The organism is Pseudohongiella sp. SYSU M77423, from assembly GCF_029911965.1.
In the GTDB taxonomy this organism is placed as follows: Bacteria; Pseudomonadota; Gammaproteobacteria; order Pseudomonadales; family Pseudohongiellaceae; genus Pseudohongiella.
Genome location: NZ_JARYTH010000004.1, coordinates 276,346 through 302,520, shown reverse-complemented (window position 1 = coordinate 302,520; position 26,175 = coordinate 276,346). Strand labels below are relative to the sequence as shown.

Annotated in this window: 20 protein-coding genes and 1 pseudogene; 13 read left to right on the top strand and 8 right to left on the bottom strand. The window is 56.5% G+C overall.

Going from position 1 to position 26,175, the window contains the following annotated elements; translation table 11 throughout:
• Nucleotides 1-89 precede the first annotated feature (89 nt).
• Together QGM61_RS10940 and QGM61_RS10935 are read right to left on the bottom strand one after the other, a co-directional pair.
• The gene (locus tag QGM61_RS10940; RefSeq protein ID WP_281132989.1) at nt 90-2,411 is read right to left on the bottom strand and encodes an efflux RND transporter permease subunit; all 2,322 of its coding nucleotides are present in this window, start codon (nt 2,409-2,411) and stop codon (nt 90-92) included.
• Nucleotides 2,389-3,180 (bottom strand): VacJ family lipoprotein, encoded by a 792-nt coding sequence (locus QGM61_RS10935; RefSeq protein WP_281132987.1) that lies wholly within the window; start codon nt 3,178-3,180, stop codon nt 2,389-2,391. The genes QGM61_RS10940 and QGM61_RS10935 overlap by 23 nt, the downstream gene beginning before the upstream one ends.
• A 51-nt stretch (nt 3,181-3,231) precedes the next feature.
• On the opposite strand from QGM61_RS10935, the gene QGM61_RS10930 reads away from it, so the two are divergent.
• The 3 genes from QGM61_RS10930 to hrpB are packed head-to-tail and all read left to right on the top strand — an operon-like array spanning nt 3,232 to nt 7,111.
• Nucleotides 3,232-4,044 carry an SDR family NAD(P)-dependent oxidoreductase gene (locus tag QGM61_RS10930; RefSeq protein ID WP_237132621.1) on the top strand — a complete coding sequence of 271 codons (813 nt, stop codon included), beginning with the start codon at nt 3,232-3,234 and terminating at the stop codon, nt 4,042-4,044.
• The gene (locus QGM61_RS10925; protein ID WP_411268264.1) at nt 4,041-4,619 is read left to right on the top strand and encodes a TMEM165/GDT1 family protein; all 579 of its coding nucleotides are present in this window, start codon (nt 4,041-4,043) and stop codon (nt 4,617-4,619) included. The genes QGM61_RS10930 and QGM61_RS10925 overlap by 4 nt, the downstream gene beginning before the upstream one ends.
• On the top strand, nt 4,619-7,111 hold the full coding sequence (gene hrpB / locus QGM61_RS10920; RefSeq protein WP_281132984.1) for an ATP-dependent helicase HrpB: 2,493 nt from the start codon (nt 4,619-4,621) through the stop codon (nt 7,109-7,111). The genes QGM61_RS10925 and hrpB overlap by 1 nt, the downstream gene beginning before the upstream one ends.
• 57 nt (nt 7,112-7,168) lie before the next feature.
• On the opposite strand, the gene QGM61_RS10915 is transcribed toward hrpB, so the two are convergent.
• Entirely contained in the window at nt 7,169-7,939 is a 771-nt protein-coding gene (locus tag QGM61_RS10915; RefSeq protein ID WP_237132618.1) for a hypothetical protein, read from the bottom strand.
• Between the two features lie 197 nt (nt 7,940-8,136).
• Between QGM61_RS10915 and QGM61_RS10910 the strand changes: the two genes are divergently transcribed.
• Together QGM61_RS10910 and QGM61_RS10905 are read left to right on the top strand one after the other, a co-directional pair.
• Complete coding sequence (locus QGM61_RS10910; RefSeq protein ID WP_281132982.1) at nt 8,137-9,012, top strand: dienelactone hydrolase family protein; 876 nt, start codon at nt 8,137-8,139, stop codon at nt 9,010-9,012.
• Between the two features lie 58 nt (nt 9,013-9,070).
• On the top strand, nt 9,071-10,216 hold the full coding sequence (locus QGM61_RS10905) for a peptidyl-alpha-hydroxyglycine alpha-amidating lyase family protein (protein WP_281132980.1): 1,146 nt from the start codon (nt 9,071-9,073) through the stop codon (nt 10,214-10,216).
• A gap of 105 nt (nt 10,217-10,321) precedes the next feature.
• Here the strand turns inward: QGM61_RS10905 and QGM61_RS10900 are convergent, their stop codons facing one another.
• Nucleotides 10,322-10,987, bottom strand: a complete 666-nt coding sequence (locus QGM61_RS10900) for a LysE family translocator (protein WP_317622179.1) — start codon at nt 10,985-10,987, stop codon at nt 10,322-10,324.
• Between the two features lie 35 nt (nt 10,988-11,022).
• On the opposite strand from QGM61_RS10900, the gene QGM61_RS10895 reads away from it, so the two are divergent.
• On the top strand, nt 11,023-11,946 hold the full coding sequence (locus QGM61_RS10895; RefSeq protein ID WP_237132615.1) for an SMP-30/gluconolactonase/LRE family protein: 924 nt from the start codon (nt 11,023-11,025) through the stop codon (nt 11,944-11,946).
• Between the two features lie 30 nt (nt 11,947-11,976).
• Here QGM61_RS10895 and chrA read toward each other — a convergent pair whose 3' ends face one another.
• The 4 genes from chrA to katG all read right to left on the bottom strand — a co-directional run bounded on the left by chrA (nt 11,977) and on the right by katG (nt 17,654).
• A complete protein-coding gene (gene chrA, locus QGM61_RS10890; protein WP_281132978.1) occupies nt 11,977-13,194 on the bottom strand; it encodes a chromate efflux transporter in 1,218 nt (405 codons plus the stop codon).
• A gap of 33 nt (nt 13,195-13,227) precedes the next feature.
• Nucleotides 13,228-14,328: a tRNA 2-selenouridine(34) synthase MnmH gene (gene mnmH, locus QGM61_RS10885; protein WP_237132613.1), complete on the bottom strand. Its 1,101-nt coding sequence runs from the start codon at nt 14,326-14,328 to the stop codon at nt 13,228-13,230.
• Complete coding sequence (gene selD, locus QGM61_RS10880) at nt 14,312-15,364, bottom strand: selenide, water dikinase SelD (RefSeq protein WP_237132612.1); 1,053 nt, start codon at nt 15,362-15,364, stop codon at nt 14,312-14,314. Before selD ends, mnmH begins: the two co-directional genes overlap by 17 nt.
• A 154-nt stretch (nt 15,365-15,518) precedes the next feature.
• Complete coding sequence (katG, locus tag QGM61_RS10875) at nt 15,519-17,654, bottom strand: catalase/peroxidase HPI (RefSeq protein ID WP_317622185.1); 2,136 nt, start codon at nt 17,652-17,654, stop codon at nt 15,519-15,521.
• A gap of 369 nt (nt 17,655-18,023) precedes the next feature.
• On the opposite strand from katG, the gene QGM61_RS10870 reads away from it, so the two are divergent.
• The 7 genes and pseudogenes from QGM61_RS10870 (at nt 18,024) to QGM61_RS10840 (ending at nt 26,170) form a co-directional block, all read left to right on the top strand.
• Nucleotides 18,024-18,998: a hydrogen peroxide-inducible genes activator gene (locus QGM61_RS10870; protein WP_281132974.1), complete on the top strand. Its 975-nt coding sequence runs from the start codon at nt 18,024-18,026 to the stop codon at nt 18,996-18,998.
• 47 nt (nt 18,999-19,045) lie between these two features.
• Nucleotides 19,046-19,663 carry a guanylate kinase gene (gene gmk, locus QGM61_RS10865; protein ID WP_281132972.1) on the top strand — a complete coding sequence of 206 codons (618 nt, stop codon included), beginning with the start codon at nt 19,046-19,048 and terminating at the stop codon, nt 19,661-19,663.
• A 139-nt stretch (nt 19,664-19,802) separates the two neighbouring features.
• A complete protein-coding gene (gene rpoZ, locus QGM61_RS10860) occupies nt 19,803-20,126 on the top strand; it encodes a DNA-directed RNA polymerase subunit omega (RefSeq protein ID WP_237132608.1) in 324 nt (107 codons plus the stop codon).
• A gap of 19 nt (nt 20,127-20,145) precedes the next feature.
• Nucleotides 20,146-22,278: pseudogene (spoT, locus tag QGM61_RS10855) on the top strand (bifunctional GTP diphosphokinase/guanosine-3',5'-bis pyrophosphate 3'-pyrophosphohydrolase); the annotation flags it as partial.
• A gap of 102 nt (nt 22,279-22,380) precedes the next feature.
• Entirely contained in the window at nt 22,381-22,767 is a 387-nt protein-coding gene (locus QGM61_RS10850) for a RidA family protein (RefSeq protein WP_237132607.1), read from the top strand.
• Between the two features lie 18 nt (nt 22,768-22,785).
• Nucleotides 22,786-24,876, top strand: coding sequence for an ATP-dependent DNA helicase RecG (recG, locus tag QGM61_RS10845; RefSeq protein WP_237132606.1), 2,091 nt, complete (start codon nt 22,786-22,788; stop codon nt 24,874-24,876).
• Nucleotides 24,869-26,170, top strand: coding sequence for an HDOD domain-containing protein (locus tag QGM61_RS10840; RefSeq protein ID WP_237132605.1), 1,302 nt, complete (start codon nt 24,869-24,871; stop codon nt 26,168-26,170). Before recG ends, QGM61_RS10840 begins: the two co-directional genes overlap by 8 nt.
• Nucleotides 26,171-26,175: the final 5 nt, after the last annotated feature.

Here is a 26,175-nt window from a genome sequence, read left to right as displayed (position 1 = left end):
CTCGCGTATGCAGGTCGTTGATATCAACATGGCCTGCAACGACGATCGGACAAAATGATCGAGAAAAGGCCTGGTGATCCAGGCCTTTTTTATGCAGAAACAAATTTCTTCAGCAATACTGGCAATAAACAGAGATCCGCCAGCAGCGCCATGATCATGGCCAGCGCCGTCAACAGGCCAAAGATCACGCTTGGCACAAAATCCGAAAACGCCAGCATCGAGAATCCAGCAGAAATCAATACTGATGTATAAAGCACTGCCATGCCGACACTGCGATGCGTATTATCAATCGCTGCCTCGGCGTCATTGGATTCTCGCTCTTCCAGATAACGGTGAATATAGTGAATGGTATCGTCGACGGCGATACCCATTACAATTGCCGCAATCGTGATTGTCATCAGGTCCAGCGGCAGCCCTGCCCATCCCATCACACCAAATATCGCTGCTGTTGAAATAATATTTGGGACAATTGCCACCAGCGCGATCTTCACGGATCGGAATATCAACATAAACATCAGGGTAATGGCGATATATACCAGCCCCAGGGTCTTTATCTGTGAATCGAACAGTTTCTGCATGATCTGCTGATATAGCATGAACAGATTGGTTAGCTGATAGCTGTCTTCCGACACTCCAATATCCGCCAGATCCGTCCTGACCTGTTCCAGAAACTCCGCACGATTCAGTCCGGGTGTCAGGTCCTGTATCCAGACATTGAAGCGGACTTCCTGTAGCTCCTCATTAAAAAAGGAACCCACCAGATCTTCTCGGAATTCCTCCTCCATCAGCCAGTAGATCGCTGTGAGTTCATACTCGGTGATGGGTCGATCATTATTTACCTCACGGGCCAGGTCTGTCAGATTGACCGGCGAAAGAATGCGACCTGTCGCCTCAAAGTTCTCCATGACCTGATGAATGCGCTGCAGCGTCAACGAAGCTTCGGCAGACATGATCAGATCAGGGTTATCAGGCGTTTCCTGTATCTGGTAGGTGATATCCAGCGGTGTGGTGCCGCCGAAGTCCTGATCTATGTATGCAAGCTCCTGGTGGATCAGTGTTGACGTTCGAAAGTAATTGATAAAACTGTTTTCCACAGATAACAGTGTCGCGCCAGCTATACCGACAGCCAGTATCAACGCGGCAGCAATACACACGAGCACTGGCTGGCCCAGCGCCAGCTTTCGCATACCGCCAACCAGGCCGGTCAGTCCGCGATAATCGTCGTGAATCTCGCCTCTCGGCAGCAACAGGACCAGCACCGGAAACAGCACTAGGCTGGCCAGAATCGAGAAACCCATCGCAATGATCATCATCCAGCCAAAACTGATCACCGGTTGTATGTCGCTGAAGATCAGCGAAGCAAAACCAACTGAGGTGGTCACCCCGGCAAACAGGCACGGACCTATCTTGTGCTTTAATGTCCGACGAATTCGATTCTTGTGGTCACCGCTATCATCATTAGCTTCTTCCCGATACTGAACAATCAAGTGGATGACAATGGCCAGCGTGAGGATCAGCTGTAATGCAATAAAGTTGGCAGAGATCACCGTGGCCTTGATGCCCAGCAAGGCAAACAGACCCATGGTAGGCAACACACTGCAGGCACAGCAGATAACCGGAATTGCTACCCAGCGCAATCCGCGAAACAGAATAAGCAGCAGCACACAGATCATTGCCGCGATAGCCAGGCCAAAGACAACGAGATCACTGCTGATAATATTGATCAGCTGGTACGCGATCACATGTACGCCACCAAGATGGATGCTGGCACGCTCGGCATAAGGAGCTGTCAGTTCACGAATGCGATCGACTTCATCGACACGCATCTGCTCCAGCTCCTGCTGGCTGTACTCCCCCTCGACATCACGAAACAGAATCTGCATGGCCGTGGCAGTTTGATCTTCGTTGACCAGTAGATTTGTATAAATCGGATGATTGTCGAACGAGTCCCGCAATGCCTCAGCGTCGTAGTTTTCCGGATCGATGGAGAGCCCTGACAGATCAGCATCAAGCTCCGTGACACCTTCTACACCTGAGAACACCGGCACGTTCAGAATATGTCGCACCGATTCAACGCGCGGCAATTCCATGATGTCATCCGCTATTGCCAGGATGTCGTGAAAGGTCTGGTCCGAGTAAAGCTGCTGATTCAGTGGTTCGTAGGTGAGAAGCAGAAATTCCTGCGGAGCGTAGCGCTCATTGACCTGCTGGGTCTGCTGATAGAGTTCGTTGTCACGCGTCAACAGGGTGTCAGGTGACGCATCTATTTCGAAGTTCTGCGCCTGCCATCCCAGCCCCCCGGCCAACACCAGAAACAGAAACAGGATCAGCAGAGGCTGCGCGATAATCAGATTGACAATGCTGTCCCTGATTCCGCCAGTCGGCTTGTCACTCTTCTGCGTAGGCTGCATCGCGTTCCAATCCCTGAAGATGTAGGTTTCTCATAAAGATATATGGGTCCTGGCTTTCATCCCTGATATCAAAATAGGTCTCAGCAAACGGTGCGTACTGCTGGAAGTTGTCGAAGATTCTGACTGCGAGCCCCTCTGGATTATCCATCGTGTACTGAATGGGATTGAGCATCGAATCAAACATGGTCCCGCCACCATCACGCAGGTTTGAAGGACCGATAAATGGCAGCACCAGGTATATTCCGTAGCCTGCGCCGTAACCATCAAGCGTATCACCTGCACTGGGTGTTCTTTTCTCAAGCTCGAACCGTGTCGTGGCCGGATCCATGAACCCCAGTACGCCGATCGTCGTGTTTATCAAAAACCGGCCCACATCCGTGCCTGCTTCGCGTGGTTTTCCCTGCAGCAGATGATTGACGAGATAAATTGGTGTTTTCAGGTTATGGAAAAAATTGCCTATGCCGGTCCGCACTGGCGGCGGTACAGAAGTGCGATAGGCTCTGGCGGCAGGTGTAATGACATACCGGTAGGAAACATCATTAAACGCAAAGATAGCCCGATTGAGTGGCTGCAGCGGGTCGCGGTACTCTGCTACGGCAACGATGGCCGGACTTTCTGCCTCCTCTTCGGTAATCTCCGATTCGTCCCTGACTCCGACCACATTTGGTTCTATATCGTTTGGGTCGATTGGTGGCTGCTGCGCGAGAGCGCTCCCTGCACCGACCCATCCAATCAAAAACACGGTAAGTACTGCACGTTTTCTATCCATAAATAACCCAGTAGAATGCCCCGTGACTGAATACTTGAGAAGGAAACCACGATGTCATGTCGTTTACAAGACAAAGTCGCCATTATCACTGGAGCTACCAGTGGCATCGGCGAAGCAACTGCACGGATTTTTGCGGCACACGGTGCGCAACTGGTAATTGCCGGGCGCAGCAAAGAGCGTGGAGAAGCGCTGGTTGAAAGTCTTACGGAACAATATGGCGCACGGTTCATGTTCCATGCCGTGGATGTCAGCCGCGAGGGCGAGATGGCTGGATTGGTAGATGCCTGCCTGGCAAAATTCGGTCGGCTTGACTGCCTGTTTAACAATGCAGGTGCGGGCGAGCGCAGCTCAGTCGAGTCGGTTACAGAAGAGGAGTTCGATCGCGTGATGCGACTGCTGGTCGGTAGTGTCACTTTTGGCATGAAACACGCAGCCCGGGTCATGAAATCCAGCGGCGGTGGCAGCATTATCAACAATGCCAGTATCGCTGCTCACCGAATCAACCAGGGCGGCTATCTTTACTCGGGCGCCAAGGCCGCCGTATCTCACCTGACCCGGTTGGCCGGCGTGGAACTGGGACCTCACAATATTCGCGTCAATGCCATATCTCCCGGCGCAATTGCCACACCTATTTTCTGGGGTGGCTCGTCACGCGCGGAAACGCTGAGTGATGATGAGAACGCTGGCAAGATGGCCAAACTGCAGGGCAATCTCGCCAAAGCAACGCCGACCCCGCGTTCCGGCTTGCCGGAGGACATTGCCTACACTGCTCTGTTTCTGGCCAGCGATGAAGGCAGCTATATCAACTGCCAGGACATCGTTGTTGATGGTGGTCGTACCGCCATGTTCAACGAGCGCTCCTGATGGATGCGTTTTTGGTGTCCACCGGACTGGTGACGCTGGCTGAAATCGGTGATCGAACTCAATTGCTGGCGTTCCTGCTGGCAGCGCGTTTTCGCCGTCCGGCACCCATCATTCTGGCAATTTTGCTGGCAACGCTTGCCAATCATGGTGTCGCCGGACTGATAGGCAGTTGGCTGAATGCGCTGCTGGAACCCCAGGCATTGCGTTGGGTCCTCGGTGTGTCATTTATTGCCATGGCGGTATGGGTGCTGATCCCGGACTCTCTGGAAGATACCAAAACCAAAACGACTTCATTTGGCGTTTTTGGTACTACCTTCATCACTTTTTTCCTGGCTGAGATAGGTGACAAGACACAAATCGCCACCGTTGCCCTGGCTGCGCAGTACGAAGCGCTCGTCTGGGTTGTGCTGGGCACAACACTGGGCATGATGATCGCCAACATCCCTGCTGTTTATGTTGGCGACAAGCTGGCTGACCGCCTGCCCGTGAGAGCCATACACATCGTCGCGGCCATCATCTTCGCTGCACTGGGTATCGCCACTTTGCTGGGCGCAGGTGCAAGGCTGGGAATTTGATGTCCGGCACGCTGCCGATTGAAACAGTCCTGCCAGCGCTACGGTCAGCCGTGGCAGCGAATGCAAATTGCCTGCTGGTTGCGCAGCCCGGCGCGGGCAAGACGACTCGCGTGCCACTGGCTCTGCTGGAAGATACACCACCTGGCGGTCGATGGCTGTTACTGGAGCCGCGTCGAGTTGCGGCACGGCTCGCTGCAGCGTTTTTGGCAGATCAACTCGGCGAATCCGTCGGCAACACTGTTGGCTACCGCGTCAGGGGCGACAGCAAAACCAGCTCCCAGACACGCCTGGAAGTGGTCACCCAGGGCATTTTGATCCGCATGCTGCAGGACGACCCCACCCTCAGCGACGTAACTGGCGTCATTTTTGATGAGTTTCATGAGCGCAGCCTGGATGCGGATCTGGGGCTGACCTTGATGATTGAAGCGCAACAGGTGCTGCGCGAGGACCTGAAAATCCTGATCATGTCGGCAACGCTGGACACCCGAGCGCTGCTGGATCTGCTCGGCCCCGAGACACCACTCATCGAGTGCCCTGGACGGCAATGGCCAGTAACAACCTTCTACCGCAATGCCTCACTTCAAACGCCACCAGTCACGCACCAGGCTAATGTGATCATAGAAGCTCTGGCCGCGCATGACGGCGACATTTTGGTGTTCCTGCCTGGTCAACGCGAAATCCGCGAGTTGCATAATGCGCTGGCCAGCAGGCTTGCTGAAGGAATCGAAGTCAGCCCCTTGTACGGACAGCTTCCGCTTGCCCAACAACAGGAAGTATTAAGCGCCAGCCGCCAAAGCTGCAGAAGAATAATTCTATCTACTGCGATTGCCGAATCCAGTGTGACGGTCCCCGGTGTAAGAATTGTCGTCGATAGCGGCCGCGAGCGAGTGCCAATCTATCAGCCCCGCAGTGGTCTGACACGGTTGACTACCCGACTGGTCAATCGTGCCAGTGCCGACCAGCGCCGAGGTCGCGCGGGGCGTGAAGCGGCGGGATTCTGTTACCGGCTGTGGTCAGAGGAGACGGTATTGGCCTCGCACCGAGAGCCTGAAATCCAGCAGTCTGATCTCGCCGGACTGGTGTTTGAACTGGCCCGCTGGGGTGCCGGCGACCCAGGCAGTCTGAGCTGGGTGACACCCCCTCCTCCCGGCGCTTTCAGAAGCAGCCAGGAACAATTGCAGATGCTCGAGTTACTGCAGCATCAGGATGCCAGTCAACTGACCCCACTGGGCAGGCAGTGTGCGCGCTGGCCGACACATCCAAGACTTGCGCGCCTGCTGGAGTTCGCTGACAAACAGGACAGTCTCGACTGTAAAGGGGTCGCCTGCTGGTTGCTGTCCTGGCTGGAGGAACGGCCAGAGTCATCGGAACCTGATGCGCTGGGCGCCCTGGCAGCGATGATCAAGGCTGGTCAATCTGCTGGACATCGGCAGCGGCGACTGGAGCAGACGGCCAGACAATGGGCGCAGCGGCTGCGAATCAGCTTGCCTCAGCCCAATATGACAACCATGCAATCGGTGGCGCCGATGTTACTGCTGCAGGCGTATCCAGACCGGATAGCTCTTAGTCAGGGTGAAGGTCGATACAAATTATTCTCCGGGGGCCAGGCCAGTCTGCCGCAGCAGCACCCTCTCAGCCAGTCGCTTTTGCTACTGGCTCTGGAGCTGGATGGACAACCATCCAATGCACGAATATTCAGTGCGGTTTCGCTACCTGAAGCGACGTTAGCCCACCAGTATCCTGAATCGATGCACTGGGTGCCGCAGGCATTCTGGGATCAGTCAGCCGAGAGGCTGGTAGCCAACGAGTGTCGCCGCCTGAGGCTTGGCCACCGTGAACTCACCCTGGCGACTCGGCCCGGCACTGTCAGCGTCAGCTCTTTGCCTGCTGACACTGTTGCAAATGCATTGCTGCAGGGGCTGCGCCGACGAGGATTCCTGCGCTGGTCGGATGCAGACCGCCAGTTACTGGGCCGGTTGAGACTGTTGCACAACACAGTGGGCGATCCCTGGCCAGAGGTAGAAGAGACTCTCTTGCTCGAATCCCTTGAGCAATGGTTGGCGCCGCATGTTGTCGGCCTGCATCGGCTGGATCAGGTAGATCGTCTGCCACTGGGAAAAATACTGCTGGAGAGCCTGGACTGGTCGCTACAGGATGCTCTAAATAAGTTAACACCCACTCACATCAAAGTGCCAAGCGGATCGAACATAAGCATCGACTACAGTGGGGACGAGCCGATACTGGCAGTCAAGCTTCAGGAGATGTTCGGTCAGGGCGAAACGCCCGCCATCGTGGCAGGCAGAGTACCGCTACTGGTTCATTTGCTGTCTCCGGCGCGGCGCCCGGTTCAGGTGACACGGGACCTCGCCGGTTTCTGGCAGACCAGCTATTTTGATGTACGCAAGGACCTGAGAGGCCGTTACCCCAAACATCCCTGGCCAGAGGATCCAGCCAGCGCTGTCGCGACTGCAAAAACCAAACCGCGCCAGTAGTAGCGCCATGCCCCTATGCGTAACAGGGCGGAGAGCCAGGCTCCCCGCCTCGGAAGATCAGTTGTTGTTCAACAGGCGGTCTCGCAGGCTACGTACCGCATCTTCCGCCTGTTCCAGTTGGTCGGCGGCTTCCGATCGCAGATCGTCGACCGCTTCTGAAGCTCGCTGCTGTAGTTCTCCTTCCAGTGCGCCTGAAGCAATCGCGGAGCTCAGCGCCGCCGCCGCATTGCGGGCCAACTGAGCTATCAACGGTCGCGAAATCTGTGTGGCCAGTTCATCCGGTGTGCCCTGAACGCCGGTCACCAGGACATTGCCCAGATTGATGTCGACGGCTCTGTTGACCTGGGCGGATTGCAATGAGCCCTGGATGCCATTAACACTGATTTCGTCGATTGCAATCACTGGCAGGGGGCCGGCGGGCTCCTGTGTTTCGGCCGCTGGCGGGAACTGGTCCATGATCGCATTGAGATTACCGCGGGTACCCTGCAGCTCGTACAGCACATAGGGATTGACCGAGCGGATACTGGTGATCCGGATAACATCACTGTTAAGGCTGGCAATATCGATCGCGACACTTAACTCATCAACACGAATCATATCCTGGTCGCTGTAGCCAGGCGGATTGGCGACCGAAAACCCATAGAGGCTGGCGGTGCCAGCGCGGAGGTCGATGGCAACCGACTCCAGTCGTACCGGCGTACCAAGCGCATCGGTACCTGCGCTTTCCACCGCTCGTTTGACGATGCTGTCCAGATTACTGACCAACAGCATCATCCCTGCCCCGATAATCACGGCCAATGCCAACAGTCCTACCAGTAGTTTTTTCATCAATGAAACTCCTTTTTGTCTAACTCGGTCATGCATACAGCAATAAACCGGCGTTTTACTCAACTATGGGCACCTGGAGCCGGTGCGTCAAGTTAACCGTCATCGCCCGTTACGGCGGGCTTTGCGCTGCTGAATGCTTTGCATTAGCATGTGTCTGGTTCGTCACGGTGCAGGCCTTCCAACTCAGGAGAAAAATAATGTGTGACCAGCATACCCTCGAAGACGATATTTTATTCATGCGTAGAAAGGGTCAGTTGTCCCGACGTCAATTTGGCAAACTGACTGCTGGCGCCGCGCTGGCTGCCATGCTGCCACCGGTACTCAATGCTCAGGACGTAACCGAATCTGACGTCATGATTGAAACACCTGATGGTATGGCCGACTGCTATTTTGTCCACCCGTCCAGCGGCAGCCACGCGGCGGTCCTGATGTGGCCTGACATTCTGGGCCTGCGCCCAGCCTTCCGTGAAATGGGTAAACGGCTGGCCCAGTCGGGCTATTCCGTACTGGTCGTTAACCCATTCTATCGCAGCGCACCGTCGCCAGTCGTCGGCGAGGGTGCGAGCTTTCAGGATCCGGCTATCCGCGAGATTGTTCTGCCGATGGCAGGTCAATTGAATGCACGTACTCACGTTACTGATGCAGAAACCTTTGTCGCCTGGCTCGATCAGCAGTCTGCTGTGGATACCGGCCGCAAGATTGGCACCATGGGATACTGCATGGGCGGCCCGATTGTCATGCGCACGGCTGCCGCTTTGCCTGACCGGATCGGCGCGGGCGGTTCATTCCATGGTGGAGGGCTTGTTACCGACAATCCCGATAGTCCGCACCTGGGCATTCCAAACATGGATGCTCACATGCTCATTGCGGTCGCCGAGAATGACGACGAACGTGATCCACAATCCAAAGAAGTGCTGCGCGAAGCCTTTGCTGCTGCAAATGTGCCCGCAGAGATCGAAGTATACGAAGATGCCATGCATGGCTGGTGTGTAATTGATTCGGCGGTATACCATCAGGAACAGGCCGAGAGAGCCTGGAGCCGTATGCTCGCCATATTTGAAACGGCGCTGTAACGGCGTCCTGAATCGCGAGGCACAGCCCCGCAACCCAGAGAAAAGGAGAAATCAGCAAATGAACAAACGCAACCTGTTAACAGGTTTGGTGGCCGGCTCTCTGCTGGCTGTGGCCGCCCCAGCAGTCCTGGCTCAACCGGGCGCGACTGGTCCCGAGGAACACGCCGATGTGGCCCCGATCAATAATCTGCCCAACCCATACGAGACAATGCGCGACTGGGGTACGCTGCCCGACGGACGCAGCTGGGGTTCAGTCAGTGCAGTCCATGTAGATGTCGACGGCGTTCACATCTGGGCTGGCGATCGCTGTGGAACTAACTCATGCGCGCTGTCAGATGTCGATCCGATTGTGAAACTCGACCAGAACGGTAACGTGGTGCAGAGTTTCGGTGCCGGATTGATTGTCTGGCCACACGGTATCGAAGTGGATCAGGAAGGCAATGTCTGGATTGCCGACGCACGCCTGCCCAATGCACAGGAACTGGCCGAGAATCCCAATATTTCAGGTGGCAACCAGGTCATCAAGTTCAGCCCTGAAGGGGAAGTGCTGATGGTGCTGGGTACGCCCGGCGAAACTGGCAACCCGCCCACCCACTTTACTGAGCCCAATGATGTACTGGTGGCACCCGATGGGCACATTTTTGTGGCTGAGACACACAGTGCACAGTTCATGGATGAAGAAGGCCCGCGCGCCCTGAGCCGCATCTCCAAGTTTGCACCTGATGGTACATTCGTGAAGAGCTGGGGCACCTGGGGCTACGGTGAAGGTGAGATGAGATCACCACACGCGCTGGCGATGGACTCTCAAGGCCGCATTTTTGTAGCGGATCGTGGCAACCGCCGTATCCAGATTTTCGATCAGGACGGCAATCACCTGGACACCTGGTATCAATTCAGCCGCATCAGCGGCATGTTCATCGACGAGAACGACGTGCTGTACGCCATCGATTCCGAGTCTGATGCCAACTACAACCCGGGCTGGCGCAAAGGTCTGCGTATCGGCAGTGCTCGCACTGGCGAGGTCTGGTACTACATCCCGGAGCATATGTCCGAGCGTCCTACCGGCATGGGTGGCATTGGTGCCATGGGTGAAGGTGTGACCGTTGATCGAAACGGCAATATCTACGCTGGCGAAGTAGGACCGGTGCAGGGTATGACCAAGTTTGTGCCCCGTCTGCTGCCTGACAACTTCCCGCAGCACTGATTGATAATAGCCCGGTCTGGCTCTGCAAGGCCGGGCATTTTTAATCGTTTGATCCAGCAATAGTCTGATAAAGAGCGGTATCTCCCGATGGAGACGCCGCTTTTTTTATTCCAGTAGATCCATAATCACCGGGACCATGGACAGCACCAGCAAGCCCGCCATCACATAATTGAACTGCCGCAGGCGCTTCGGATCAGACAGCATGGCCTGCAATCCCAGACCAAAGAACAGCCAGGTGAGCGCGCTTGGCACGGCTGCAGTAATAAAAATCAGTGCCAGGTTGATCACCTGCAGATAGATGTTCCCTTCGATTGTCGTGAAGGCGGCAATGGCGCCGGTAGCCATCACCCAGGCTTTGGGGTTGACCCATTGAAAGGCGGCAGACTGAAGAAAGGTCAAAGGCTTGATGTCGCGCGCCCGCTCTGGCTCGCCCGATCGGGCAATGCGCCAGGCCAGGTACAAAAGATACACAATGCCTATGATGCTGATGATTTCGTGCAATTGAGGAGATTGCTGGAATACCGTGCCCAACCCGAACCCAATAGCCAGAAACATGGCCGGAAAACCGATACACACACCCAGCAGAAGCGGCACGCTGCGCCGAAAACCAAAGTTGACGCCCGAGCTCATCAACATGACATTGTTGGGACCGGGGGTGATGGCGGCTGCCAGGGCAAACAGAAACACAGAAACGATGAATTGCGTAGTAATGACGATGATACCTGTATCGAGGCGGCCAGTATCAAGTAAACTGGGCCGAACGTTTGGCACAGTATACAAACTGTCCTGTTTAAGGAGAAACGCTTATGAGTTTTCGAACCATTTTTAGTGTGCTTGCAATAGCGGCCAGTTCAGCGGTCGTCGCACAAACCGGGTCTTTTCAGGCTGGAGAGCCCCTAGGTACAGTCAATCAGGCCGGTCAGGCCACGCCGATGTCCAGCAACGTCAAAGTCTTTGGCAGCTTCCGCTTTGCCGAGAGCTGTACCTTTGATCCAGAGCGAAATCTGATTCTGGCCATGAACGCCGGCGTTTCAGAAGACATGCAGCCAAATGACGGCTATGTTTCGCTGATCAATCCCGATGGCAGCGTGCACACTGCAAAGTGGATTGGCAATGATCGCAACGGTCTGACACTGAACCATCCTCTGGGCAGCGCGATTCGAAATGGCGTGCTGTATGTGGCAGATATGGATCACGTGCGCACGTTTGATCTGGCCAGTGGTCAGCCCCTCGAGGCCTTCTCTGTTGCAGAAGCCGGCGCCAGCATGCTCAACGGCATTGGTGTGACGGAAGACGGCACGATTTACGCCTCCAACACCCGTGATCCACAGCGCGTCTATCGTATTACGGCGGATGGCGACACTTCTGTGTTTATTGATGGCAGCCCGCTGATGGCACCCAATGGCGTGGCGATCGACAATGATGGCAATATTGTTGTCATCAATATCGGCAACAACCATGTGATGACATTCGCCCCCTCTGGCGAACTTCTGCAGACTGAATATGCCGTGGAAGCCGGCAATGACGGTGTGATAGTGACTGAGGATGGCACCAAGTACGTCAGCAGTGTGCGATTCGGCAGCATTTCCCGTATTCGTCCGGGCGAAGAGGCTGAGGTGATTGCGCAGGGCATCCCGAGTGCCGCTTCAATCTGCTACGACTCTGTGCAAAACCAGATCATCATTCCGATGAACAACAACAACGCGCTGGGCATACTGCCACTGGACTGAAGCAGTCTGGTGGCCACATTGCCATCTGACTCAGACCAGGCTGATTGCCCAGCCAGCAACGGCGCAGCTTGCCACCACCAGCCACGGTGGCAGGCGCCAGATTGCCAGTGCCACCAGCGCCATTAGTGCCAGACCAAAATCGGCGGCGTCGCTGACGCCGCTGGTCCACACCGGGTCATAAAGTGCCGCCAGCAACAAGCCGACCACGGCAGCATTCACTCCCATCAGGGCTGATTGAATGCGCGGACTCTGGCGCAGCTGTTGCCAGAATGGCAGTGCGCCGGCGATCAACAGGAAGGATGGCACAAATATCGCCAGCAGGCAGATAAATCCGCCCAGCCAACCCGTAGGAAGTTGATTCATTGCCGCACCCAGAAATGCTGCAAATGTGAATAAGGGACCCGGCACGGCCTGCGCGGCTCCGTATCCGGCAAGAAAACTGTCCTCGCTAACCCAGCCAGTCGGCACCACCTCAGCCTGCAGCAACGGCAACACCACGTGGCCTCCACCAAAGACCAGCGCGCCGGCTCGATAGAAGGCATCAATCATATCCAGCGTCTGGGATGACATCGTGCCTGCAAGCACCGGTAGCGCCAGCAAGAGAACAAAAAACAGCATGAGCCAGAAAATACCGGCTCGTCGACTTACCGAAACCTGCAAGCCATCATCAACCGAACTCTGTGTGTCGGCTTTGAACAGAAACAATCCGGTCACGCCCGCAGCAATGATAACGGCCACCTGCGACCAGGCGGTCTGACTGATCAGCATCAGGCAGGTAGCAATCGCCATCAAGGTAATGCGTGGTGTATCCGGGCAAAGATTTCGCGCCATCCCCCACACGGCTTGCGCCACGACCGCAACTGCCGCGACCTTGAGGCCACCAAGCAGGCCCGAGTTAATACCGTCGGCGTAGACACCAATTCCCAGAGCCACCAGAATCAGCGCGATCGCAGAAGGCATGGTAAAGCCCAGCCAGGCAGCCGCGGCGCCGCGGTATCCACCGCGCGACATGCCAACTGCCAGACCGACCTGACTGCTCGCGGGTCCGGGCAGAAACTGACACAGGGCAACCAGGTCAGCGTAGCTGCGTTCACTCATCCAGCGCCGCTGATTGACAAATTCCTCACGAAAATATCCCAGGTGCGCGACAGGCCCGCCGAAAGAGGTCAGTCCCAGCCGCAGAAAGACACGGAACACTTCCCATGTGCTGCTTTTTCTTGTTTCAGCTTCTGATACAGGCGTCGTCATTGTCAGCTCCGTCGTCTGTCGGTAGGTGAGACCTTAACGCAGGTAGTTTAAAACGTCCGTGAAATTACCACGGAACATGACGCGTGAGTCATGGCGCTGCCATTGCCACTGGTACATGGGATCGTAGTAATCCTCCAGCAACCGGCGTATCCACAACTTGTGCTGGCTGGCGTCGCCACGCCGATGGGCATCAATAGCGTCTTCCAGCATACGACCAATCTCCGCATACCGGTCACCGCCCAGGCGTTTGCGGATTCTGGACAACGCTTCGCGCAGATCCTCTACAAAACAGTCAAAGCCCTGCTCGGCACCTGCCACCTCCAGCCATTCGGTGGATTTGCGTAGAATGTAATTCTCCCAGGAGTGTTCAGTGCGTGACTCCAGGTCTGCCTCCAGCAGCACGACTGGCGCTTTGGCCATGGCATCACGCAGCACCGGCGGCAATGAACAGCGCCCTATCAGACGACTTTCGTCCTCCAGCACAACAGGTAGTCCTGGCGCCTGGTGACATTTTTTGAGCATGTCGATGATGACAGCATTTTCGAAGTCGATCTGCGCTGGCTGGCCATCCGGCCGCTTGCCGAATGCGCTGCCACGATGATTGGCATGATGCTCCAGGTCGACCGCCATGGGCACATGTTTGAGAAGCTCTGTCTTGGCCGCTCCGGTGTGGCCTGCCAGGATTATCAGGGAGCCCTGTGTGCAATAGCGCTCCAGTTCCAGCAGCAGAAACCGCCGCATGGCTTTGTAACCGCCAACAACGCGAGGATATTGAAGCCCGGCCTCGGCCAGCCACTGCTGACAGATCTGTGACCGCAGCCCGCCCCGAAAGCAGTACAGATAGCCACCAGGATGTTGCCGGGCAAAACTCAGCCACTGCTCAACGCGCGCCTGCTTGACTACCCCGTTGACCAGTTGATGTCCCAGGGCAATGGCCGCCTTTTGACCCTGTGCCTTGTAGCAGGTGCCGACCTGGGCACGCTCGTCATTTGTCATCAGCGGCAGGTTTACGGCTGAAGGAAACGCCCCGTGCTCGAACTCAACTGGGGCTCGTGTATCAATCAGGGGCAGGTCACCCAGAAAAAGTGACCGATAGTCGTCAGTGTCTGGACGTGCATCAACGCAACCGGACACGGATCGCCTCTTCGCGAGAGCTGACGAGCTCGCCTATTGGTCTGATCAATGAATCCTCAATGCCCTGTTCGCGCAGTACCTGCTCGACATTTGCTGTATGCTCGGGCCTGACCGCGAGCAGCAGACCGCCACTGGTTTGCGGATCGCACAGCAGCGCTCGTTGAGCGTCAGTCATCGGGCCGAGCCGCTGGCCATAGCTGGCAAAATTTCGCTGTGTACCACCGGGTATGCATCCCAGGCTGATGTACTCGGCCACCGGTTCCAGTGCCGAAACCTGCGCGACATCAATCAGGGCGTCCACACCGCTGCCCTCACACATTTCCAGCAAATGCCCCATCAATCCGAACCCGGTGACGTCGGTCATGGCTGTGATTCCGGGCAGCTGCGCCAGATGCTGACCAGCTGAATTCATCTGGCACATAGTGTCGCGAGCCAGTGTGGCGTGCTCAGGTCGCAGTTTTCCCTGCTTCTGGGCGGTCGTCAGCACACCAATGCCCAGCCGTTTCGTCAGGTAGAGAACATCGCCGGCCTGAGCCGTATTGTTCTGCTTCAAATGCTCTCGACTGACCAGACCCGTCACTGCCAGCCCGAATACCGGCTCCGGGCAATCAATACTGTGCCCCCCAGCCAGCACCATGCCCGCATCAGAACATGCCTGCCGTCCACCATCGACGACTTCCCCGGCTATTTCTGGTGCCAGCTTGTCCAGTGGCCAGCCCAGAATGGCAATCGCCATCAGAGGCCGTCCGCCCATCGCATAGATATCGCTGATGGCATTGGTAGCAGCGATCCGCCCAAAGTCGAATGGGTCGTCAACAATTGGCATGAAGAAATCGGTGGTGCTGAGAATGACCTGCCCGTCACCCAGATCGTAGGCGGCTGCATCATCTTTTGAGCTGTTACCAACCAGCAGCGCGGGGTCTGTCATAAATTGACGTTGTGTGGCCAGAATACGATCCAGCACAGCTGGCGCAATTTTGCAGCCACATCCGGCGCCGTGGCTGTAGGCAGTCAAGCGGACGCTGCGGTCAGCCATCAGGAACTCCTTGGTGAACATGATCTGTTTGTGCGGCAGCATTATAGCAGGCAAAAAAAAGCCCCGGGTGTTACCCCGGGGCTTTCCCCCCCAAACAGTTGCATCGCTAACCGATCAGTAACCGTCGGTCACTGTAGCGATGCAGCCTGTCAGATTACTGCAGATCGAAGCGGTCCAGGGTCATCACCTTGGTCCACGCGTCTACAAAGTCGTTTACGAATCGCTCTTCGCCATCAGCTGCGGCGTAGAACTCTGCCAGAGCCCGCAGTTCGGTGTTGGAACCGAATGCCAGGTCAACCGGAGTGGCAGTCCACTTCAGCTCGCCGGTGGCGCGGTCGCGACCTTCGTACAGCCCTTCAGTCGAAGACTTCTGCCATGCCGTAGACATATCCAGCAGATTTACAAAGAAGTCATTGCTCAGCGTCCCGGGCTGATCGGTAAACACGCCATGACCGATACCACCTGTGTTTGCATCCAGGGCACGCATGCCACCCACCAGAACCGTCATTTCCGGCACTGTCAGGGTCAGCAGATTGGCCTTGTCCACCAGCATTTCTGCGGGCGAGCGATAGGCATTCGGGCCAAAGTAGTTACGGAAACCATCAGCGGTCGGCTCCAGTACGGCAAAGGACTGCACATCTGTCATTTCCTGGCTGGCATCAGCCCGACCTGGCACAAACGGCACCTGCACCTCGTAACCGGCATCAGCAGCGGCTTTCTCGATTGCAGCTGCACCGCCCAGCACAATCAGGTCCGCCATGGATACCTGACGTCGACGCTGTGACTCGTTGAACTCGGCCTGAATGCCGGCCAGCGTATCCAGCACGCGGTTCAGCTCGGCAGGGTTATTCACTTCCCAGCTGTTCTGCGGTGCCAGACGCAGGCGGCCACCATTGGCACCACCACGCATGTCAGAACCGCGATAGCTGGCAGCAGCTGCCCAGGCGGTACGAACCAGTTCCGGCACGGTCAGACCTGAATCGAGAATATCTGACTTGAGCGCACGGATATCGCGATCGTTGATGGTCTGGTAGTCGACCTCAGGGATGGGATCCTGCCATGACAGTACTTCTTCCGGTACATCGCTGCCGACATAGCGGGCTCGCGGACCCATGTCACGATGCGTCAGTTTGAACCAGGCGCGTGCAAATGCATCCTCAAATGCCTGCGGATCTTCCATGAAACGCATTGAGATTTCTCGGTATGCCGGATCTTCTTTCAGGGCCAGGTCAGTGGTAAGCATCATCGGCGCATGGCGCTCATTAGGATTGTGGGCATCAGGCACCAGATTGGCTGCCGCACCACCTGCGGGCTGCCACTGGATGGCACCGGCGGGGCTGCGCGTCTGTTCCCACTCGTAACCGAACAGGTTCTGGAAGAAGTTTTGCGACCATTGTGCTGGCGTAACTGTCCATGCACCTTCCAGACCACTGGTAAAAGTGTCTTCACCGTTACCGGCGCCACATTCGTTAGTCCAGCCGAAGCCCTGCTCTTCCATATCTGCAGCTGCTGGCTCCACTCCAACACAGTCTGCGGAAACGGCGCCGTGTGCCTTACCGAAAGTGTGACCGCCTGCGATAAGCGCAACTGTCTCTTCGTCGTTCATCGCCATGCGACCGAAGGTCTGGCGGATATCCTGCGCAGCCAGCAGCGGATCAGGGTTTCCACCCGGGCCTTCAGGGTTTACGTAAATCAGACCCATCTGAACGGCTGCCAGAGGGTTGGCCAGATCACGATCGCCGCTGTGGCGTTCATCGGCCAGCCATTCGGTCTCCGGGCCCCAGTACACCATGTCGGGCTCCCAGTCGTCTTCACGACCACCGGCAAATCCGAAAGTCTCAAAGCCCATTGATTCCAGAGCAACATTACCGGTCAGGACCATCAGGTCTGCCCAGGACAGGCTGGCACCGTATTTCTGCTTGATTGGCCATAACAGGCGACGGGCCTTATCCAGGTTGGCGTTATCCGGCCAGCTGTTCAGTGGTTCAAAGCGCTGCTGTCCGCCACCTGCACCGCCACGACCGTCGGCTTCACGGTAGGTACCGGCGCTGTGCCATGCCATGCGGATGAAAAAAGGGCCATAGTGACCGTAGTCTGCTGGCCACCAGTCCTGCGAGGTGGTCATCACCTCTTCAATTTCCTGCTTGAGTGTGTCGAGGTCGATCTGAGCGAAGGCGTCAGCGTAGTCAAAATCTTCACCGAGTGGATTGGATGCCGGGTCGTGCTGACGCAGCGGTCGCAGATCCAGCATCTCCGGCCACCAGTCGTGGATGGTGCGCTGGGTGCCCATTTGACTTGGCGCCGTCTCGTTGGCAGCCGGGACGTCCTGGGCAGATACTGGCAGCATGGTAGCCGACGCAATAACCGCTGCAATCGCGTACGGCAATGTTTTCTTGATCATAAAACCCCCTTGTGTGACATATGATGTTCAGCTTGTTGGGACAGCACTGTGTATGCGGCTAACCGCATAAAGCCAGGCGATAACTCGCCACGTGCTGATTAGCCCGACAATATTAGAAAAATCGATTATGATCTGTATAATTGATTGTGTTCGCAGGGTTGATCGGAAAAATTGATCGAGTCGCGAAACCAGATGCACTTACACTTTCACCGCGATCGTCCATTCTGCAAAGCAACCGGTCATCAAGGACAGAAACCAATGTCACATCAGCCCACCCTCCGACAGTTACGTTATCTATGCGCCATCGGCGAACACCTGCACTTTGGCAAAGCAGCACAGGCCTGCCATGTATCGCAGTCCACTCTCAGCACGGCGCTGCAGGAGCTGGAGTCCAATCTGGGCGTCAGCCTGGTAGAACGTACACACAAATCCATCATCATTACCCGCATCGGCGAAGAAATCATTGCCCGCGGCGAGCGGATTCTGAGCGATGTCGAGGATCTGATGGCAGCGGCCGATGCCTCCCGTACACCCTTTTCCGGAGAGATGCGCATAGGGGTTATACCGACCATTGCACCTTATGTACTACCCGATTTGCTGGGCGAGCTGCGCGACCGGTATCCTGATTTCAAGCTGTTCATCCGGGAGGATCTCAGCGAACACCTGACTCGCGCCCTGGAGACGGGTGAGCTGGATCTGCTCTTGCTGGCGCTGCCCTACCGGGCTGAGCGGGTAGAAACCGAACACCTTTTCTACGACGAATTTCTGTTGGCCTGTGACCCCTCTCACCCCCTGACGGAACGCCCAAGTATCTGCACGCAGGATCTGGCGGGGAGTGAGTTATTACTACTCGAGGATGGTCACTGTTTACGCGACCACGCGCTGGAGGCATGCCGTCTCAGCCTGAAGGATGTCAGTGTTCCCTATCACGCCACCAGCCTTAATACCATTGTGCAAATGGTCGCCAGCCGAATCGGGATCACGCTGATTCCCAAGATGGCGGTGGACAAACAGATCCTGAGCGGCACCAATATTTGTGTTCGCCGGCTGAATGACACCAATGTTCATCGCTCCATAGGTCTCATGTGGCGACACAAATCGCCGCGGGCCTCGGAGTTTCGACTCTTTGGCGACATGGTACGCAAGCTTAATGAGCCTGACGCTGCTGGTCCGGCATCCGAACAGGAAGGAGATCTCGTCAGGTCAGGAAGTGGACACCCTGCAGCGGTTTGACTATAGTTCGCGGCATCCCAGTCATCTTTTCACTCTGACACCAATCCATGGCCCACGGTACCCTGTTTACAATTTCTGCACCCTCCGGCGCCGGCAAGACCAGCCTGGTCAACGCGCTTCTTAAAGACAACGACCCACGCATCTGTGTGTCTGTCTCCCATACCACCCGAGCCCGCCGCCCGGGCGAACAGGATGGGGTCAACTACCACTTTGTGGATCGCGATACCTTTATCGCGATGCGTGAGCGTGGCGTATTCCTGGAGTCTGCGGAAGTGTTCGGTAACCTCTACGGTACCTCTGAACACTGGGTGCAGGAGCAGCTTGACGCTGGCCGTGATGTGATTCTCGAGATCGACTGGCAGGGCGCGGCTCAAGTGCGTGAACGAATCAGCCCGCTGAAAAGCATTTTTATCCTGCCGCCATCTCTGGCGACGCTGGAGCAACGGCTGACGTCACGCGCGCAGGACGATGAGGCAACTATCGCTGGCAGAATGCAGCAGGCCCGCGACGAAATATCGCACTATGGCGATGCTGACTATCTGATTATCAACGAAGACTTTGACCGGGCACTTGACGATTTACGTGCCGTTTTCCGCGCGGTGCGCCTGGAACAGACTCGCCAGCAGCACAACAATCGCCAACTTCTGGCAGATTTGCTGACCTGATAGCGACAAGAAGTGGGTTGTTTGCGTCTTTTTTATGCGCTGACACATGCATTGTCTGAAGGTTTTCAGTATCATATCTGGTCTGGTTGAATAACAGCCGCCAAATTTCCCAAATATTTTTTGAAACAGGTTGATCGCTATGGCCCGAATTACTGTCGAAGATTGTCTGGATAAAGTCGACAATCGCTTCCAACTGGTAATGATCTCCAGCAAACGCGCTCGTCAGCTGCAAACTGGCGGCAAAGATCCAATGGTACCGGAAGACAACGACAAACCAACTGTGATCGCACTGCGCGAAATCGCTGAAGGTCACGTTGATTCGAGCATTCTTCACTCTCGTCCCGCACCTGCCCGTGAAGTTCCCGAAGCCGAGCTGGATGCCACTGCCGCCATGATGGGCGCGATTGTGGCTGAACCAGAAGCTGAGCAGGCTGCCGACGAGTCACTGAACGACGACGAGTAAGGCGTCAAGGAGTCGGCTAGTGTCCCTTACTACAATCGACTCACTGGCCAGCAACCTCTCAGGTTATCTGGCCTCCGAACAGGTCAACCACGTGCGCCGGGCATATTTCTATGCTGAACAGGCGCACGATGGTCAGTTCCGCCGCAGCGGCGAACCCTACGTTACACATCCTCTGGCCGTAGCCGGCATCCTCAGCGACATGCATATGGACCATCAAAGCCTGATGGCCGCCATGCTGCATGACGTGATCGAAGATACCGGCATCAGCAAGACGGCTATCAAGAGCCAGTTCGGTGAAACTGTCGCCGACATGGTGGATGGGGTATCCAAGCTCAACAAGATTCATTTCAGCAGCCACGCCGAGGCGCAGGCCGAAAACTTCCAGAAAATGGCGCTGGCCATGGCCCGAGACCTGCGTGTCATCCTGGTCAAACTGGCAGACCGCCTGCACAACATGCGTACCCTGGAAGTGCTGAGCCCTGAAAAGCGCCGCCGTATCGCCAAGGAAACGCTGGATATCTACGCGCCGATCGCCAATCGCCTGGGTATGAACGCAGTGCGCGTCGAATTTGAGGAGCTGGGTTTTGAGGCACTGTACCCGATGCGCGCGCGCCGCATCGAGGCCGCCGTCAAATCCATTCGCGGCAACCGTAAAGAAATCGTCAAACAGATTCAGAGTGCTGTTGAGGCCTGCCTCGAGCGCGAGGGCATGTCGGCCCGCGTGTTCGGCCGCGAGAAGCACCTGTACAGCATCTACGAGAAAATGCGCACCAAGCGTAAATCCTTCTCGGAAATCATGGACGTCTACGCGTTTCGTATAGTGGTTGACTCAGTTGACACGTGTTATCGAGTTTTAGGCGCTGTTCACAACCTGTTCAAACCTGTTCCAGGCCGGTTCAAAGATTATATTGCCATTCCCAAAGCCAATGGCTACCAGTCCCTGCACACCACACTGTTTGGAATGCATGGCGTGCCGATCGAGATACAGATCCGCACCGAGGAGATGGAAGCGATGGCCAACAACGGCATCGCGGCGCACTGGCTGTACAAGTCATCCGATGACACTCCCAGCAATGCGCATATCCGCGCCCGACAGTGGATCAACGGCCTGCTTGAGATGCAGAAGAATGCGGGCAACTCGCTGGAATTTATCGAGAACGTCAAGATTGACCTGTTCCCGGACGAGATTTATGTATTTACGCCCAAAGGGCGCATCATGGAGTTACCGGCCGGTTCAACCGCCGTGGACTTTGCCTATGCTGTCCATACCGACGTCGGCAACTCCTGCGTGGCCTGCCGCATCAGCCGTCGTCTCGCGCCCTTGAGTGAGCCGCTGGAAAGTGGCCAGACCGTGGAAATCATCACCACACCAGGTGCCCAGCCCAACCCGGCCTGGCTGAGTTTTGTTGTCACGGGCAAGGCACGCAGCAACATCCGCCACTTTCTGAAAAACCAGCGACAATCCGAGTCTATTGCGCTGGGCCGGCGGCTGCTCAACAAGATCCTGGCTGGTCATGGCGCCCAGCTGGACAAGCTGACGCCCGAACGTATTCAGACTGCGCTGCAGGAATTCAATCTCGAATCGCTGGATGACCTCCTCAGTGACATAGGCCTGGGCAACCGCATGGCCCATATCGTCGCGCAGAAGCTGCTGCCAGAGCAGCCAGTAGTCGCGACGCCCGGCCACAAGAACAAGAAGGAGGCCCGCCAGGCCTCGCTGGCCATTCGCGGCTCCGAAGGCATGGTGATGAGTTACGCCAAGTGCTGTTACCCGATCCCGGGCGACCCCATCGTTGCTCATATCAGCTCCGGGCGCGGCATGGTGATTCACATGGACAGCTGCAACAATATTGCCGAGATCCGTCAGCAGCCCGATAAAGTTGTACCGGTACGCTGGGATCCCGATGTTGAGGGCGAGTTTTCGGTCGAGATTCGCGTGGAACTGGAAAATGAGCGCGGTATTATTGCCAAACTTGCCACCGCCATCACCAGTAAAGAGGCAAATATCGAACGTATCAGCACGGTCGAACGTGATGCGCGATTCAGTATCGTCAATCTGCTGCTGACCGTGAAAAATCGGGTCCACCTGGCCCGCGTCATGAAGCACATTCGCCTGATAAAACCCGTCAGCAAGGTCGCCAGGGTCAAGAGCAAAAAACTTGTCAGGCCCATCAAGAGCAGCATCGCACCTGAATCTTTACTCAGGAAAGCCGGAGAGTAACTACTTACTCCTTTTTAGATAACGGACACCAACATGACTCAGAAAGAAGCCATTACCTCTCCTCGCGCGCCAGCTGCCATTGGTCCCTACTCCCAGGCCATCCGTAGCGGCAACCTGGTGTTCATGTCTGGCCAGATACCCCTGGATCCGGCGACCATGGAGATCGTCCAGGGTGGGGTTGAAGCCCAGGCCCATCAAGTACTGAAAAATCTCTCGGCCGTGGCTTCGGAAGCTGGCGGCAGCCTCGACGACTGCGTAAAGCTGACCATCTACATGATTGATCTGGCCGAGTTTGGCGTTGTTAATGCCACCATGGAGCAGTATTTTCAGAAACCCTATCCGGCGCGCGCCACCATACAGGTTTCCGCTCTGCCTCGCGGCGCACTGGTTGAAATCGAAGCCATCATGCAAGTGGGCTGACATCTGGAATCACGGACGATGCCGCCAGCAACGCCGCTCAGCGAACGACCGGTCAACTGCCTGAAAGGCGTTGGGCCGCGTCTGGTGGAGCGCCTGGCAGCCCTGCACATCAGCAGTGTGCAGGACCTGTTATTCCATCTGCCGCTTCGCTATCAGGATCGGACACGCATAGCTTCCATCGGTCAGATTCGACTGGGCCAGGATGTCATGCTGGAGGCCGAGATTGTTGGCAGCGATGTTGAATTCGGCCGCCGGCGAAGCCTGGTGTGTCGCATCAAAGACGACACCGGCCTGATCAGTCTGCGCTTCTTCCACTTCAGCGCCGCTCAGAAAAACATGCTCGCCACCGGCAATCGCATCCGCTGCTACGGCGAAGTCCGCGCCGGCAAGCGCGGCCCGGAACTATACCACCCGGAATATCAGGTTCTGAAAGCTGGCGAGACAATACCGGTCGCGGACAGGTTGACGCCGATTTATCCAGCTACTGAGGGTTTACAGCAGGTTCGCCTGCGGGCATTGATCGATCAGGCGCTGGCCATGCTCAATGAGTCCGACGCGCTGGTCGACTGGGTTCCCGCAGACATACTGGCAGTATTCAAGTACCCGTCACTCCCGGCAGCCCTGCAGTATCTGCATCATCCTCCGACCTCGGCCCCTGTTGCTGCTCTGCTGGAGGGCACCCACCCGGCACAACAGCGACTGGCCTTCGAAGAACTGCTCAGTCACCGGCTTTGCCTGCGACGACTGCGGCAGCAAAGCAGCCATCAATTGGCACCGGATCTGACCGGCAAGCCGGTTTTGCGAGCACAGTTCACCAAGCGCCTGCCGTTCAGACTGACCCATGCCCAGCAGCGCGTCAGTGACGAGATCAATGCCGATCTTTGTCAGACAGAGCCAATGCTGCGTCTGTTGCAGGGCGATGTGGGCTCCGGCAAGACGGTTGTCGCCGCGCTGGCAGCATTGCAGGCCGTGGACAGTGGTTACCAGGCAGCCATCATGGCTCCTACCGAGATTCTGGCCGAGCAGCACTACGCAAACTTTTCCGCCTGGCTGGCGCCACTGGGCATTCAGGTTGGCTGGCTCAGTGGCAAAGTCAAAGGCAGGCAGCGCCAGCAGGTACTGCAGCAGCTTGCTGACGGCAATGCGCGGGTCATTGTCGGAACCCACGCCCTGTTTCAGGATGAAGTGCGCTTCCAGCGACTGGGGTTGGTTATCATAGATGAACAGCATCGCTTTGGTGTTCACCAGCGCCTGGCACTGCGTGAAAAAGGCAATGACGGGCAGACGCTGCCTCACCAACTGGTGATGACGGCAACGCCCATCCCTCGCACGCTGGCCATGAGCGCCTATGCTGACCTTGAATGCAGCATCATTGACGAGCTACCGCCCGGTCGTACGCCCGTCAATACGGTGGTCATCGCCAACAGCCGTCGCGATGACGTTATCGAACGTATCCACGATGCCTGTCGTGCTGGCAGCCAGGCCTACTGGGTCTGCACGCTGATCGAAGAGTCGGAGGCGCTGCAGTGTCAGGCAGCCGAGGCTACCTGGCAGACACTGCAGGAGCAACTGCCGGACCTCAAAGTCGGGCTGGTGCACGGTCGCATGAAGCCCTCGGAAAAGAGTGAGGTGATGGATGCCTTCAAACGCGGAGACACTCACCTGTTGGTGGCGACGACCGTTATCGAAGTGGGTGTTGACGTGCCTAATGCCAGCCTGATGATCATAGAAAATCCCGAGCGCCTGGGGCTGGCCCAATTGCATCAGTTGCGCGGCCGTGTCGGGCGTGGTGCAAAGGCCAGCCACTGCCTGTTGCTCTATCAGCCACCACTGTCCTTGCAAGGCAAGCAGCGTCTGGGCATTATGCGCGACAGTAACGATGGCTTTTACATCGCCGAGCAGGACCTGGCATTACGCGGCCCCGGACAGGTCCTGGGGACGCAGCAGACAGGCCTGATGAGCTTTCGCGTTGCCGATTTGTCACGTGACGCTCAATTGCTTGATCCGGTAAAATTGGCGGCTGACCAAATTGAAGTCGCCTATCCATCACATATCGCCCCGCTGGTTGATCGCTGGCTGGGGGACAGGGAACTGTACGGTAATGTCTGAATCTGGATCGATGAAAAACTCACTACCCGTGCGATGTGTGCTTGTGCACGACGAACAGGGTGTCATTGCGCAGTGCCTGGTGCCCACCGACTCAATGCTGGAGCTGGGCAGGTTGCAGACCAACAGCGGCCGCGATCTGAATCCTATGCCAAGTGCACAAATCCTGCGCGCCAGCAAAATGCGCCAATTGGTACCTCTGGACAAGTCACGGCAGTTCTTTGCTCTGCCCACCTGGGTCGATCAATCCCTGGCAGCATGTGGTGACCTGGTGGTAGACGCTGATGGCATGACCTTGCAGCAGGTTCGCGATGGTCTGCTGGAGCAACGCATGAGCATTCGCCATGTTGATATCACCATAGCTGCCGCTGAACTTGACCACTCGCTCCCAGACGCTGACCAGGATCCAGAGCAGATCAATGACTCGTTGCGCAATTTTACGTCACTGCGTATTCGTCAGCGACTTGATGACACCCTGGAAATCCCGCCGCTGTCGCCCACTGCTGACCGCATCATGCAGCTGCGTGCCAACCCCAACGCCTCGGTGACCGATCTGACCAATATTGTCGAATCAGATCCCAGCCTGGCCGCGCAGGTTGTGAGCTGGGCCTCGTCACCCTATTATGCCGCACCGGGCAAGATCCGCTCCGTCCAGGATGCCATCGTGCGCGTACTGGGATTTGATCTGGTCAGTAATCTGGCGGTAGGCCTGATCCTGGGAAGAACGGTCAGTCTACCCAAGGACGGCTCTGATGGCCTGACACCTTACTGGCTGCAGGCAGCCTATTGCGCCACCACAGTAGAGGCACTGTCACGTCTGATGCCAGCGCGAGTCCGCCCACGCCAGGGCCTGATATACCTGGCCGGGCTGTTGCACAATTTTGGTTACCTGGTACTGGCACATACGTTCCCACCGCATTTCAGCCGTATCTGTCGCTACACCGAAGCCAATCCCAACATCAGTCACGTCGCTATCGAAAAGCATCTGGTAGGTATCTGCCGCGAGCAGATCAGTGCCTGGCTGATGCAGGCCTGGAACATGCCGGAAGAAGTCTGCACCGCGCTTCGTCATCAGCAGGATGCCGACTATCAGGGAGAGCATGCTGAATATGCCAATCTGGTGTTTATCGCGACGCGCCTGTTGCGCGAACATAGCATTGGTGATGCACCAACTGACCCGATTCCGGATGAGATGTTCGACCGCCGCGAACTGAATCCCGAGCGCTGTCGGGAGCTTGTTGCCAAGCTGGTGGCCTCAGAAGACATTGCTCTGATTGCCGAGCAGATGACTCTGTGAGCACC

Bases quoted from the DNA above. Each gene is read 5' to 3' on its own strand.
- QGM61_RS10940 (WP_281132989.1), bottom strand. From the start codon at position 2,411: ATGCAGCCTACGCAGAAGAGTGACAAGCCGACTGGCGGAATCAGGGAC.
- QGM61_RS10935 (WP_281132987.1), bottom strand. From the start codon at position 3,180: ATGGATAGAAAACGTGCAGTACTTACCGTGTTTTTGATTGGATGGGTC.
- QGM61_RS10930 (WP_237132621.1), top strand. From the start codon at position 3,232: ATGTCATGTCGTTTACAAGACAAAGTCGCCATTATCACTGGAGCTACC.
- hrpB (WP_281132984.1), top strand. From the start codon at position 4,619: ATGTCCGGCACGCTGCCGATTGAAACAGTCCTGCCAGCGCTACGGTCA.
- QGM61_RS10915 (WP_237132618.1), bottom strand. From the start codon at position 7,939: ATGAAAAAACTACTGGTAGGACTGTTGGCATTGGCCGTGATTATCGGG.
- QGM61_RS10910 (WP_281132982.1), top strand. From the start codon at position 8,137: ATGTGTGACCAGCATACCCTCGAAGACGATATTTTATTCATGCGTAGA.
- QGM61_RS10905 (WP_281132980.1), top strand. From the start codon at position 9,071: ATGAACAAACGCAACCTGTTAACAGGTTTGGTGGCCGGCTCTCTGCTG.
- QGM61_RS10895 (WP_237132615.1), top strand. From the start codon at position 11,023: ATGAGTTTTCGAACCATTTTTAGTGTGCTTGCAATAGCGGCCAGTTCA.
- chrA (WP_281132978.1), bottom strand. From the start codon at position 13,194: ATGACGACGCCTGTATCAGAAGCTGAAACAAGAAAAAGCAGCACATGG.
- selD (WP_237132612.1), bottom strand. From the start codon at position 15,364: ATGGCTGACCGCAGCGTCCGCTTGACTGCCTACAGCCACGGCGCCGGA.
- katG (WP_317622185.1), bottom strand. From the start codon at position 17,654: ATGGGCACCCAGCGCACCATCCACGACTGGTGGCCGGAGATGCTGGAT.
- QGM61_RS10870 (WP_281132974.1), top strand. From the start codon at position 18,024: ATGTCACATCAGCCCACCCTCCGACAGTTACGTTATCTATGCGCCATC.
- gmk (WP_281132972.1), top strand. From the start codon at position 19,046: ATGGCCCACGGTACCCTGTTTACAATTTCTGCACCCTCCGGCGCCGGC.
- rpoZ (WP_237132608.1), top strand. From the start codon at position 19,803: ATGGCCCGAATTACTGTCGAAGATTGTCTGGATAAAGTCGACAATCGC.
- QGM61_RS10850 (WP_237132607.1), top strand. From the start codon at position 22,381: ATGACTCAGAAAGAAGCCATTACCTCTCCTCGCGCGCCAGCTGCCATT.
- recG (WP_237132606.1), top strand. From the start codon at position 22,786: ATGCCGCCAGCAACGCCGCTCAGCGAACGACCGGTCAACTGCCTGAAA.
- QGM61_RS10840 (WP_237132605.1), top strand. From the start codon at position 24,869: ATGTCTGAATCTGGATCGATGAAAAACTCACTACCCGTGCGATGTGTG.